The organism is Streptomyces sp. NPDC102279, assembly GCF_044766365.1.
Lineage (GTDB): Bacteria > Actinomycetota > Actinomycetes > Streptomycetales > Streptomycetaceae > Streptomyces.
The window spans coordinates 108,721-120,726 of the sequence record NZ_JBIWLU010000005.1 but is presented as its reverse complement, the minus strand read 5'-3'; the positions used below and the strand labels follow the sequence as shown (position 1 = coordinate 120,726).

At 71.1% G+C, this 12,006-nt stretch carries 11 protein-coding genes; 3 read left to right on the top strand and 8 right to left on the bottom strand.

From position 1 onward, the window contains the following. Positions 1 to 218 precede the first annotated feature (218 nt). Positions 219 to 668, top strand: a complete 450-nt coding sequence (locus ACIRQH_RS13520) for a hypothetical protein (protein WP_358821630.1) — start codon at positions 219 to 221, stop codon at positions 666 to 668. Positions 669 to 857: 189 nt separating this feature from the next. Continuing rightward, entirely contained in the window at positions 858 to 1,589 is a 732-nt protein-coding gene (locus tag ACIRQH_RS13515) for a nucleotidyltransferase family protein (protein WP_358821629.1), read from the top strand. Positions 1,590 to 1,807: 218 nt separating this feature from the next. Here ACIRQH_RS13515 and ACIRQH_RS13510 read toward each other — a convergent pair whose 3' ends face one another. The 6 genes from ACIRQH_RS13510 to ACIRQH_RS13485 form a co-directional block, all read right to left on the bottom strand. Continuing rightward, positions 1,808 to 3,457 carry a DoxX family membrane protein gene (locus ACIRQH_RS13510; RefSeq protein WP_404225828.1) on the bottom strand — a complete coding sequence of 550 codons (1,650 nt, stop codon included), beginning with the start codon at positions 3,455 to 3,457 and terminating at the stop codon, positions 1,808 to 1,810. Between the two features lie 117 nt (positions 3,458 to 3,574). After that, the gene (rlmB, locus tag ACIRQH_RS13505) at positions 3,575 to 4,516 is read right to left on the bottom strand and encodes a 23S rRNA (guanosine(2251)-2'-O)-methyltransferase RlmB (RefSeq protein WP_358821627.1); all 942 of its coding nucleotides are present in this window, start codon (positions 4,514 to 4,516) and stop codon (positions 3,575 to 3,577) included. Positions 4,517 to 4,635: 119 nt separating this feature from the next. Beyond that, positions 4,636 to 6,036, bottom strand: coding sequence for a cysteine--tRNA ligase (cysS, locus tag ACIRQH_RS13500; RefSeq protein ID WP_358821626.1), 1,401 nt, complete (start codon positions 6,034 to 6,036; stop codon positions 4,636 to 4,638). Between the two features lie 238 nt (positions 6,037 to 6,274). Continuing rightward, the gene (gene ispF / locus ACIRQH_RS13495) at positions 6,275 to 6,799 is read right to left on the bottom strand and encodes a 2-C-methyl-D-erythritol 2,4-cyclodiphosphate synthase (protein ID WP_358821625.1); all 525 of its coding nucleotides are present in this window, start codon (positions 6,797 to 6,799) and stop codon (positions 6,275 to 6,277) included. Further along, the gene (gene ispD, locus ACIRQH_RS13490) at positions 6,789 to 7,541 is read right to left on the bottom strand and encodes a 2-C-methyl-D-erythritol 4-phosphate cytidylyltransferase (protein ID WP_388874950.1); all 753 of its coding nucleotides are present in this window, start codon (positions 7,539 to 7,541) and stop codon (positions 6,789 to 6,791) included. Before ispD ends, ispF begins: the two co-directional genes overlap by 11 nt. Positions 7,542 to 7,899: 358 nt before the next feature. After that, positions 7,900 to 8,382, bottom strand: coding sequence for a CarD family transcriptional regulator (locus tag ACIRQH_RS13485; RefSeq protein ID WP_003953493.1), 483 nt, complete (start codon positions 8,380 to 8,382; stop codon positions 7,900 to 7,902). Between the two features lie 724 nt (positions 8,383 to 9,106). Here ACIRQH_RS13485 and ACIRQH_RS13480 point away from each other — a divergent pair. After that, positions 9,107 to 9,778: a DUF461 domain-containing protein gene (locus ACIRQH_RS13480; protein ID WP_388874953.1), complete on the top strand. Its 672-nt coding sequence runs from the start codon at positions 9,107 to 9,109 to the stop codon at positions 9,776 to 9,778. A 130-nt stretch (positions 9,779 to 9,908) separates the two neighbouring features. Here the strand turns inward: ACIRQH_RS13480 and ACIRQH_RS13475 are convergent, their stop codons facing one another. Both ACIRQH_RS13475 and ACIRQH_RS13470 read right to left on the bottom strand, forming a co-directional pair. After that, entirely contained in the window at positions 9,909 to 10,589 is a 681-nt protein-coding gene (locus ACIRQH_RS13475) for a response regulator transcription factor (protein WP_009340348.1), read from the bottom strand. After that, on the bottom strand, positions 10,586 to 11,863 hold the full coding sequence (locus ACIRQH_RS13470; protein ID WP_358821622.1) for an ATP-binding protein: 1,278 nt from the start codon (positions 11,861 to 11,863) through the stop codon (positions 10,586 to 10,588). The genes ACIRQH_RS13475 and ACIRQH_RS13470 overlap by 4 nt, the downstream gene beginning before the upstream one ends. Positions 11,864 to 12,006: the final 143 nt, after the last annotated feature.

The following is a 12,006-nucleotide window of genomic DNA, read 5'->3' as shown; positions in this document are numbered from 1 at the left end:
GGCCGAACGCACACCCCGTAGGGGTTGAATTCACCCAAGTTGACGGAGAAGGCCCCGCAGCCTGCTGCGGGGCCTTCTCCGTTGTCGACAAATACCCCGGCAGACCGGGCATTTCGATATCTGTGCGTCAACGCACTACCTCGAAAAGGCCGTTTCCCCATCCCCCGAACCGGTGACTAATTGTCGCCAAATCATCACCCCGCGCTACCCTCACTCGCGTGAAGCACTCCACCACTAACCAATCGACCCGGCGTGGCCGTGGCCCCGCCCGCCGGATCGGCCGCACCCTCGCCCTCGTTCTGCCTGTCGTCCTGGTGCTCTCCGGGACTCTCGCGGTCACCCGAGTCAACTGGTCGGGGAATCCCTCGAACTCGGTGCTCACCGCGTCCTCCGAAGACGTCTCCTCGCGAGCTGTCTCCCGCGCCCCGCAGGACGTCCTGCGCGACAGACTCCTCCTGGAGCTCCAGGAGAAGGACCCGGGCGTCGCCCTCACCCACCTCCAACAGGCGGTGAACGGGCGCCCGTCGCTCGCGAAGCACTGCGTGTCCATCGCCCGCGCCCTGGGCCGCGCCGCGGTCCGTGCGTACGGACCCACGCGCGCCCAGTCGTTCGCGCGGCCCGTCTGTGACACGGCGTTCGCCTCGGGGGTGGCGAACACCCATTTCTGAGGTCCCCCGTCCCCGCACCGGGGACGACATCGCCCCTCGGAGGCCGCCGAGCGCTCTCCGAGGGGCCCAGCACCGCCGGCCCCCGCCCCACCGCCGGCCGACCTCCCCCGGCAGCACCGAGCCGCCCCCGGCCGGCTCCCCCGGCCGGTCTCCCGAAATCGCTCGAACACCGCCACGTACAGTTCGGTCATGACCGATCCGAACGCCGAGGCACGCCCCGTTCAAGCCGTCGTCCTGGCCGGCGGCCAGGGCTCCCGGCTGCGGCCCTACACCGACGACCGGCCGAAGCCCATGGTCGAGATCCCCGGCACCGGGACACCGATCATCGGGCACCAGTTGACCTGGCTCGCCGAGGAGGGCGTCACCGACGTCGTCATCTCGTGCGGCCACCTCGCCGGGGTCCTGCAGACGTGGCTGGACTCGGCCGAGCTCCCGGTCAAGGTGACGACGGTCGTGGAGACGGAACCCCTCGGGCGTGGCGGCGGCCTCCGGTACGCGGCGGCGCACCTCCCGCACCCGGACCGCCCCTGGTACGCGACGAACGGTGACATCTGGACCCGTTTCTCGCTGCGCGACATGGCCGACTTCCACGCCGAACGCGACGCGGTCGCGACCCTCGCGCTGGCCCGCCCCCGCATCCCCTGGGGCGCCGTCCAGACGGACGGCTTCGGGCACATCACGGACTTCATCGAGGCGCCGCCCTCCCCGTTCGAGATCAACGCGGGCGTGTACGTCTTCTCGCCCGAGTTCACCGGACTGCTCCCCGAGCGCGGCGACCACGAGCGGACCACCTTCCCGCGCCTGGCCCGCGAGAACCGGCTGGCCGGCTTCCCGATCCCGCAGGGTGCCTACTGGCGTGCCATCGACACCGCCAAGGACCTCACCGAGGCGGCGAAGGAGCTTGCGGCCCTGGGCCGTTGAGCTCCCAGGGCCGCACCGTCGAGCCGGCCAGGGACCCGCAGGACGGCGTGCGGCCGTCCGGCCCGGCCACTGAAGGCCCCTGAGAACCGCTCAGTGCCCTCCAGGGCGCCCCGCAGCGCACCGTAGCCGGTCCCGCACACTCCGTACGCGTCAGGGCCCCGCACGTTCCCGTGCGGGGCCCTGACGTCGTTCTCCGCGATCCGCGCGGCCGGTTGGGGTCAGCCCAGCAGACCGCCGACCAGACCCGGCTGCCCGGTGGACGAGTCGCCGCCGGGAGCGGTGCCGCCCGTGGAGCCGGTGCCGCCGCTCGACGTGCCGCCGCTGTTGGTCGGGCCCGCGGTGGTGCTCGGGGCCTGGTCGACGGGCGAGCTCTGCTGCGGCGGCGCCTGGCCGCTGCTGCCCTGCGTCTGGCTCGGCTGCTGTCCGCCGGCGGCCGAACCGGTGTCCCGGGTCGCGCCGGGTGTCGTGGCCGCCTGCGAGGGCGTCGAGGAGCTGCGCTGCGTGGGCGCCTCGGAGGCCGACGGGGTGGCCTTCTGGTGCCGCTTGCCTGGCGTCTCCGGGAGCGGGGAGCCGGGCAGTTCGTTGCGCGGGGCCTCGCCGGGACCGGGGACGACCACACGGTCGGAGTCGCGGACGGCACCGCCGAGCAGCGATCCGACGAGCAGCGTGAGACCGATGACGATGGCGGCGGCGAGCGCGCCGCGGCGCAGGACGCGCCCGCGCAGGTCCCAGATGTCGGCGCGCGGTCCGAGCGTGCGCCACGCCTCGCCAGCCAGCCGGCCGTCGACGGAGTACACCGGGGCGCCCGCGATGATCAGCGGGGACCAGGCGGCGAGGTAGATGATGTCGGGCGCGTCGTAGGCGGGCACCGTCTTCCAGCTGACCGTGACGATGAGAGCGGCCGACAGCATCGCGCCGACGACGGCGGCCACCCGCTGCCACAGTCCGAGGACCGTGAGGACCCCGACGATGACCTGGAAGAAGGCGATGACGAGGCCGGAGCCGACGGGGTGCTGCAGGGCGAACTGCCGCAGCGGCTCGGCGACTTCCCACGGGTGCAGCGTGTTCAGCCACTTCATCATGGAGCCGCGCTTGCCGCCGTCGAAGTAGACGGGGTCGCAGAGCTTGCCCATGCCGGCGTAGATGGAGATGAAGCCGAGGAAGACGCGCAGCGGGAGCAGCACGACGCCGAGGTTCATCCGGCGGCCGGGGTGGTAGGCGTGCCGGGCCGGGTCGGACTCGCCGCGTTTGACGGGAGTGCCGGTGCCCGGGCCGTCGAGGTCGTCGTCCTCGAAGTCGGTGTCCGTGAAGGCCGGTTCGTCGTAGGCGCTGCCGACGGTGCGCATCTGCGGGAGCAGTCGCTGTTCGTCGCCGACGGGGCTGCGCTGGCTGCCGACGAGGGGCGTCTCGACGGTGTCGACGGTCAGATCGCCGGCGTAGCCGGGCTGTTCGCCGATGCGCGGGATGACCTGGGTCGCACCGGCGTCGGCGGTCGGCAGGCTGCCGCCGCCGTGGCCGACGCCCGCGCTCCGTACGGCCTGCAGCAGTCGGTGGGCGCCGGTGTCGTCGGGGGCGGACTTCCCGCTCCAGACGACGGGGGCGCGGCGGCGGCCACCGCCGGCCCCGCCCGCTCTGCCCGGCGTACCGACGCCGGGGAACCGCGCGGTGTCGTCGGGGCTCAAGTGCCGCGCGACGCGCGCGGATTGCCCCCGCGACGCAGCTCCTAGCTGGACGCGGAAGCTCGCATGATTGACGATGACCTGCGCCGGATCGCTCGGCACCTTCACCATGCTCAGCGCGGGAACGTCGTCGAATCCAGACGAGCGGTCCCCCGTGGGTGTGCGGGGTGTTCTGGTGTCCACACTCATCTAACCGAGTGACGTGTGTTTAGGACACTGCTTTGACCGCGTCGATCTGTCCGGACAGCGTCAAGGCCGTCCCGAACATCCCGATTAGCCCACGGGGGTGACCACTGGGACGTTTGTTCAGGCGCGTCGTCGGGACGCCTCGTAGAGCACAACTCCCGCCGCGACACCGGCGTTCAGCGACTCGGCGCCGCCGGGCATCGGGATCCGGACGCGGAAGTCGCAGGTCTCGCCCACCAGTCGGGACAGTCCCTTGCCCTCGCTGCCGACGACGATGACGACGGGACCGCCGAGGGCCTCCAGATCACCGACCTCGACCTCGCCGTCCGCGGCGAGACCGACGACCACGAGCCCGGCCTTCTTGTACGACTCCAGGGCGCGCGTCAGGTTGGCGGCGCGGGCGACGGGCGTACGGGCGGCGGCACCGGCCGACGTCTTCCAGGCACCGGCGGTCATGCCGGCCGCGCGGCGCTCGGGGACGACGACGCCGTGGCCGCCGAAGGCGGAGGCGGAGCGGACGACGGCACCCAGGTTGCGCGGGTCGGTCACCCCGTCGAGGGCGACGATCAGCGGGTCCTGGGCCTGGTCGTACGCGGCGGCGGCGAGGTCCTCGGGGTGCGCGTACTCGTACGGCGGGACCTGGAGCACGAGACCCTGGTGGTTGAGGCCGTTGGTCATGCGGTCCAGCTCGGGACGCGGGGCCTCCATCAGGTGGATGCCGCCGCGCTCGGCGACGAGCTGGAGCGCCTCGCGGACGCGCTCGTCGTTGTCGATGAACTGCTGGACGTAGAGCATCGACGCGGGGACGCCCTCGCGCAGCGCCTCGACGACGGAGTTGCGCCCGACGACCATCTCGGACGAGGCCTTGCCGGCGCGGCCGCGCGGGGCGGGCTTGCGCACGGTCTGCTTCGCCTTGGCGTTGGCGACGCGGTTCTTCTTGTGTCCCTTGCGCGCTTCGGCGGGCGGGGTCGGACCCTTGCCTTCGAGGCCCCGGCGTCGCTGGCCGCCACTGCCGACCTGCGCGCCCTTCTTGCCGGACATGCGGCGGTTGTTAGCGGCCATGACCTACCTGTCTGTGTGAGGCGTGCGTACGTACGTATATGAAGTGTGCCGCCCGGAGGCCCGGGCGGCACAATCGATCAAGGTCGAGGGTGATCGGCCGGGGCCGGCGGAGCGGGTGCTCAGCGCGGCCCGAGCGTCCACCGGGGCCCCTGCGGGCTGTCCTCGATGACCAGGCCGGACTGGTTCAGCTGGTCGCGGATGGCGTCCGCGGTGGCCCAGTCCTTGCGGGTGCGGGCGGCCTCGCGCTGGTCGAGGACCATCCGGACCAGGGTGTCGACCGCGCCGTGCAGATCGTCGCCGCGGTCGCCCTCGCCGGCCCAGTGCGGGTCGAGCGGGTCGAGTCCGAGGACGCCGAGCATGGCACGTACCTCGGCGAGGCGGGCGACGGCAGCTTCCTTGTCGTCGGCGGCCAGCGCGGAGTTCCCCTGGCGGACCGTCGTGTGGACGACGGCGAGCGCCTGCGGGACGCCGAGGTCGTCGTCCATGGCCTCGGCGAAGGCGGGCGGCACCTCGGCGGACGGCTCGACGACGCCCCCCGCCTTCTCGACGACGCGCTGCACGAAGCCCTCGATGCGCGCGAACGCCGACTCGGCCTCGCGCAGGGCCTCTTCGCTGTACTCGATCATCGAGCGGTAGTGCGGGGTGCCGAGGTAGTAGCGCAGCACGATGGGGCGCCATGCCTTGACCATCTCGGAGACGAGGACCGAGTTCCCGAGGGACTTCGACATCTTCTCGCCGCTCATGGTGACCCAGGCGTTGTGCACCCAGTACTTCGCGAACTCGTCGCCGAAGCCCTTGGCCTGCGCGATCTCGTTCTCGTGGTGGGGGAAGATCAGGTCGATCCCGCCGCCGTGGATGTCGAAGGCGCTGCCGAGGTACTTGTGGGCCATGGCCGAGCACTCCAGGTGCCAGCCGGGACGGCCCCGCCCCCACGGCGTCTCCCAGCTCGGCTCGCCCGGCTTGACGGCCTTCCACATGGCGAAGTCACGCGGGTCGCGCTTGCCGGTCTCGCCCTCGCCCGCCGGCTGGAGCAGGTTGTCGAGCTCCTGGTTGGAGAGCTGGAGGTAGCCCGGGAAGGACCGGACGTCGAAGTAGACGTTCCCGTCGGACGCGTACGCGTGACCGCGCTCGATGAGCCCGCGCATCATCTCGATCATCTCGGGGATGTGCCCGGTCGCCCGCGGTTCGTAGGTGGGCGGACGGCAGCCCAGCGCGGCGTAGCCGTCGTTGAAGGCGCGTTCGTTCTCGTAGCCGATGGACCACCAAGGGCGGCCCTGGTCAGCCGACTTGGCGATGATCTTGTCGTCGATGTCCGTGACGTTCCTGATGAACGTCACGTCGTAGCCGCGGTACTCGAACCAGCGGCGCATGATGTCGAAGTTCAGGCCCGAGCGGATGTGCCCGATGTGCGGTGCGGCCTGCACGGTGGCGCCACAGAGGTAGATCGAGACGCAACCCGGCACGAGCGGGGTGAAGTCACGGATCTGCCGGGCACTGGTGTCGTACAGGCGAATGGTCACCACTCCAGGGTAGTGGGCCACGGGTAGTGCCCCGCGACCCTTCCCCCGCAAGGGCCACGGATTCGTGACAAACGGCGGGCCGCCCGTCCCCTCGGGCTCCGGAGAGGGTGCCTTCAGGGCGAGCGGGGGCCGGATCGCGGCGGTGGTCGCGACCGCGGAGGCGCGAAGGAATCCGCCTATACGGGTGCAGAGCCGCCGGAATGGGTGAATCGTTCGCCCTCGGGGAACGGTGGCCGGCTCAGGGCGTCCGGACGACCAGAGCGGTGGCGACCGCCATCAGTCCCTCGTCCCGGCCCGGGAAGCCGAGGCCGTCCGTCGTGGCGCCGGACACCGACACCGGGGCGCCCACCGCGTCCGAGAGGATCTTCTGCGCCTCGTCCCGCCGCTTGCCGATCTTCGGGCGGGGTCCGACGACCTGGACCGCGACGTTGCCGACGGCGAAGCCGGCCTCGCGGACGATCCGGGCCGCCTCCGTCAGCAGGACGACGCCCGACGCCCCGGACCATTCGGGCCGCCCGGTGCCGAAGTGTGCACCGAGGTCACCGAGGCCGGCCGCGGAGAACAGGGCGTTGCAGGCGGCGTGCGCGACGACGTCCGCGTCCGAGTGCCCGGCGAGCCCGGGCCCCTCGCCCTCCCACTTCAGGCCGGCGCACCACAGCTCCCGGCCCTCCTCGAAGGCGTGGATGTCGGTGCCGATCCCGACGAGCGGGAGCACGGGTGCCGGAGCCTGGGGCGCGGCCCGCCCCGCCGTCTCAGAACCCATCGTTGAGCCTCCGTCGCGCGAGAACCGCCTCCGCGAGGACCAGGTCCAGCGGGCGGGTCACCTTGAACGCCTCCTCGTGGCCGGGCACGACCACGACCTGCAGGCCCAGCTGCTCGACCATGCTCGCGTCGTCGGTCACGTCGTCGCTGACGGTCTCGTGGGCGCGTACGAGCGTCGCGCGGTCGAAGCCCTGGGGCGTCTGGACGGCCCGCAGCCGCGCCCGGACGGGTGTGGCCACGACCGGCTCGGGCTCCCCGGCGACGGCCGCGGGCTCGACCTCCTTGACGGTGTCGGCGAGCGGCAGCGCCGGCACGACGGCGGAGGCGCCGTCCCGTACGGCCTCGATGACGGCGTCCACGGTGTCGACGGGCACGAGCGGGCGGGCCGCGTCGTGCACGAGGACGATGTCGATGCCGGGCGGCAGCGCGTCGAGTCCGTACTTCACGGACTCCTGGCGGCTCTCACCGCCGGGGACGACGAGGAAGTCGGTGCGGTCCGGCAGCGCGTGCACGTCCAGCAGCGACTTCACCTCGGCCGCGCCGTCCGGCGGGGCCACGACGACGACCAGGGAGACCGCGCGGGACGCGGCCATCGCGCGGGCCGCGTGGATGAGCATGGGCGTTCCGTTGAGCGCGCGCAGTGCCTTCGGGGCGCCCGGACCAAGGCGTACGCCTCGGCCGGCGGCCGGAATCACGGCGGCGGTACGGGACCCCGACGGCGCGGGAAGCGAAACGTCAGACATCGGTTCCTGTCAGGTTTGTGTGCTCGACCGGTATGGGTATGGCCTGGTGAGTACCCCCTGCTCGGAGAGAGGGGGGAGTGCCGGGCGCGACGCCTTGACCGGGGACCCTTCCGTGACATCCGGTCGAGTCGGCCGCCGGGCACATCGAGTATCGGACATGCCGGTACGGCGGGGGACAGTCGATGCCGGGTGGACCGGGTGAACCGCCGGGTGAGGCGGACCGGGTGCGTGCGGGTACGAACATGCCGCAGCGCCCGGCGACAGCAATTGCGTCATCGGGCACCGCGGCATTCATCGCGCAGCTGCGCGGGCTGGTGCGTACGTCAAGACGGCTGGCGTCTCGGCGACTGAGCCGGCGTCAGGACGCGAGGACCTCGTCGAGCAGGGCCTCGGCCTTGTCCTCGTTGGTGTTCTCCGCGAGAGCAAGCTCGCTCACCAGAATCTGGCGCGCCTTGGCGAGCATGCGCTTCTCACCGGCGGAGAGTCCGCGCTCGCGCTCACGACGCCACAGGTCACGCACGACTTCCGCGACCTTGATGACATCGCCGGAGGCGAGCTTCTCAAGATTTGCCTTGTAACGACGGGACCAGTTCGTGGGCTCCTCGGCGTACGGCGCGCGCAGCACCTCGAAGACCCGGTCCAGCCCGTCCTGACCGACCACATCACGCACGCCGACGAACTCCGCATTGTCCGCTGGCACACGTACCGTCAGATCGCCCTGGGCGACCTTCAGCACCAAGTAGGTCTTGTCCACGCCTTTGATCTGGCGAGTTTCGATAGCCTCGATCAGCGCGGCCCCGTGATGGGGATAGACCACGGTGTCGCCAACCTTGAACGTCATGTGACAGGTACCCCTTCCGTGGCTATCCAGGATAACACGGAAACGGCGTCTTCTGAATGGCGTTTTCGCAGGTCAGGGCCCATCTCGGGGCTTGACAACCGCAACAGGAACGTGCTGCGGGAGGCGAGCGGAAGAGGGTATTCGCAGGTGGGAGCGGCTGTCCAGGCGGAGAGAAACGCGCACGTTACACACACCCGGACACTCTGACCAGGGTCCGAACATCCCGTTTTGTCCGCCGCCAGGAGCGCGACTTCCGCTACTCCGTTCGATGGGCGGGGCCGAGCGCGGAGCGAATCCGGAATTGATCAAGACGATCGGTGATCACGTGCGGGATGACGTGATGATCGGCTCGCGATGACCTGGTGTTCCGGCACCGTGATCGATTTTCCGGGCGACCGGGCATTCATTCCCCGAAATGCGCAAGGCCGACTCCGCGGAACTTATGTGAATGGCGGACGAGGGCGCGATCAAAGTAGCCGACGCCCCGCCCGGGCGGGGCGGGAGGAACGGGGCGCACACACGGCGCACCGGAGCCGTGCGGGCGCGTGTCCGGCACGGCGGCCGGACCCCCGCACCCTTCCGCCGAGCAAAGTCGGGCCCTTGGGGAGGGTCGGGTGCGGTCGCACGGGAACGGATCGGTAACCTAAGGCCGCTGACAGACCCTTAGGGCGGCTTTACACAGGAGTCGCCCTGCTTCGCCCACGTTCAAGGAGTTGCCGCCGCCGTGAGCAGCAGCCTTCGACGCGGCGCCTCCGCCGCCGCCGTCATCGCGTTCTCGATCGCCTCGCTCGCCGCGTGCAGCGCGGGCAGCGATGCCCAGACGTTGGAGGTCAAGCCGGACAACGCGGCCACCTCCGTGGGCAACATCAAGATCCAGAACGCCCTCGTCATCACCCAGCCCGACGTCAAGGCGACCGGTCCGGCGGTGATCTCCGCGACGCTGTTCAACAGCGGCAGCACGCCGCAGACCCTCGACTCGATCGCCGTCGACGGCGGGGGCACCGCCCAGATCACGCCCGCCACCGGCAAGGGCAAGCTGACCGTCCCGGCCGGCGGCTCCGTCGTCCTCGGCGGCAAGGGCAACGCCTCCGCGGCGCTGTCCAACCCCGGCCAGGGCGTCCTGAACGGCAGCGCCCAGAAGGTCACCTTCGGCTTCAGCGAGACGGGTGACGTGAGCCTGCGCGCCTTCGTCGTCCCGGCCGAGAGCTACTTCACCAAGTGGGGCCCGAGCGACATGCCGTCGGCGCCCGGCGCCTCCGCGGGCACCTCCGCCTCGCCGTCCGGCTCGGCCACGGGTTCGCCGTCCGCGTCCACGTCGGGCAAGCCGGCGGACGGCGCGTCGTCGTCCGCCACGGGCACGGCCACGGCCACCTCCTCGGCGTCCGCCGGACAGTGACCCGGCACCGGGCGTCCAGGAGGGCCTCAGGCGCTCCCGGCGGCCCCCGGGCACGCAGCTGACATGACGAAGGGCGGGACCCCTCCCGGGGGTCCCGCCCTTCGTCATGTCAGTGGAGCGTGGGGCCGGTCTACGGCTCGAACTTGTAGCCGAGACCGCGCACCGTGACCAGGTAGCGGGGCGCGCCCGGGTCCGGCTCGATCTTCGCGCGCAGGCGCTTCACGTGGACGTCGAGGGTCTTGGTGTCACCGACGTAGTCGGCGCCCCAGACCCGGTCGATGAGCTGCATACGGGTCAGCACACGGCCCGCGTTGCGCAGCAGCATCTCCAGGAGGTCGAACTCCTTCAGCGGCAGGTCGACCTTGGAGCCGGAGACGGTGACCACGTGACGGTCGACGTCCATCCGGACGGGGCCGGCCTCCAGCGCGGCCGGGGTGACCTCCTCGGGCTCCCCGCGGCGGCGCAGGACGGCCCGGATGCGGGCCACCAGCTCCCGCGAGGAGAAGGGCTTGGTGACGTAGTCGTCGGCTCCTATTTCGAGGCCCACGACCTTGTCGATCTCGCTGTCCTTGGCGGTCACCATGATCACCGGGACGTTGGAGCGGCCGCGCAGCTGGCGGCAGACCTCGGTGCCGGGCAGGCCCGGCAGCATCAGGTCGAGGAGGACGAGGTCGGCGCCGTTGCGCTCGAACTCGTCGAGTCCGTCGGGCCCGGTGGTCGCGATGGCGACCTCGAAACCCTCCTTGCGGAGCATGTACGACAGGGCGTCGGAGAAGGACTCCTCGTCCTCGACGACGAGCACACGGGTCACGGAAGGACCTCCGGGGCAGGAAGCGGTTCGTACGGGGATGTGACGGTGGTCGTCCCGTCGGGCTGCTCGGTCTCGTCCTCTTCGTCGAGGCCGGGCATGTGGTGATCGGTCACGCGGTCGCGGGCCGCACTCGCCTCCGGCAGCCGCAGGGTGAACGTGGAGCCCTGACCCTCGGAGCTCCACACCGTGACCTCCCCGCCGTGCGAGGCGGCCACGTGCTTGACGATGGCCAGTCCCAGCCCCGTACCACCGGTGGCACGGGAGCGGGCCGGGTCGACTCGGTAGAAGCGCTCGAAGACGCGCTCCTTGTCCTTCTCCGAGATGCCGATGCCCTGGTCGGTCACGGCGATCTCGATGTGTTCCCCGCCGGGCGCCGTCACCCGGCGGACGGCTATGCCGACGCGGGTGCGGGCGGGTGAGTAGTTGACGGCGTTCTCCACGAGGTTGCCGAGAGCGGCGGCCAGCTGGCCCCGGTTCCCCCACAGGCTCAGGTCGGCGGTGCCGCCGGCCGCCATGGTGATCTGCTTGGTGCCGGCCTGGTGGCGGCAGCGGTCGATCGCCTCGGCGACGAGTTCGTCGACGCGGACGGGCTCGGCGTCCTCCAGGGGATCGTCGTTCTGCACCCTCGACAGGTCGATGAGCTCCTGGACGAGGTTGGTGAGGCGGGTGGCCTCTATCTGCATGCGTCCGGCGAAGCGCTCCACGGCCTCCGGGTCCTCCGAGGCGTCCATGACGGCCTCGGAGAGCAGGGAGAGGGCGCCGACCGGCGTCTTCAGCTCGTGGCTCACGTTCGCGACGAAGTCACGGCGTACGGCTTCGATGCGCCGGGCCTCCGTCAGGTCCTCCACGAGGAGGAGCACCAGGCGCGATCCGAGGGGGGCCACCCGCGCGGAGACGGCGAGTGCCTCTCCCCTCCCTGTCCCCCTTCTGGGCAGATCCAGCTCCACCTGGCGTATCTCCCCGTCTCGCCGGGTGTCACGCGCCATCTGGAGCATCGGTTCGACGGCGAGTTTGCCGCCGCGCACCAGTCCGAGGGCGTATGCCGCCGAACTGGCCTTGACCACGGCGTCCGCTTCGTCGAGTACGACTGCCGATGACCTGAGCACGGAGAGCACGGTGTCGACACCCGGTGGAAGCACCGGGTCCGTGTGCAGAGAAGTGCGGGTCGGGCGTTTCTGGTCGCGCTCGCTCCAGCGGAACGCCAGCATGGCGATGACACCGGTAAGCACTCCGGCGATCGCTGCCGCTGCGGCGACCGCCGCGTTCACGTCCATGCACCCAGGTTAGGCATGCCGTCGCTCCTGGCCACAGCCATCCGAGTGCGACCTCGAACACTCGTCGCCCAGAGTTCACCCAGGCGCCAGTGTTGGTTCATTTGGGGTGACGGAAACGGACGCGTGCGAGCCGGATCGTGGGA

Coding starts and splice junctions, on each gene's coding strand:
- ACIRQH_RS13485 (WP_003953493.1), bottom strand. CDS start 8,382: ATGACGTTCAAGGTTGGCGACACCGTGGTCTATCCCCATCACGGGGCC.
- ACIRQH_RS13470 (WP_358821622.1), bottom strand. CDS start 11,863: ATGGACGTGAACGCGGCGGTCGCCGCAGCGGCAGCGATCGCCGGAGTG.
- ACIRQH_RS13515 (WP_358821629.1), top strand. CDS start 858: ATGACCGATCCGAACGCCGAGGCACGCCCCGTTCAAGCCGTCGTCCTG.
- ACIRQH_RS13510 (WP_404225828.1), bottom strand. CDS start 3,457: ATGAGTGTGGACACCAGAACACCCCGCACACCCACGGGGGACCGCTCG.
- ispD (WP_388874950.1), bottom strand. CDS start 7,541: ATGTCTGACGTTTCGCTTCCCGCGCCGTCGGGGTCCCGTACCGCCGCC.
- ispF (WP_358821625.1), bottom strand. CDS start 6,799: ATGGGTTCTGAGACGGCGGGGCGGGCCGCGCCCCAGGCTCCGGCACCC.
- rlmB (WP_358821627.1), bottom strand. CDS start 4,516: ATGGCCGCTAACAACCGCCGCATGTCCGGCAAGAAGGGCGCGCAGGTC.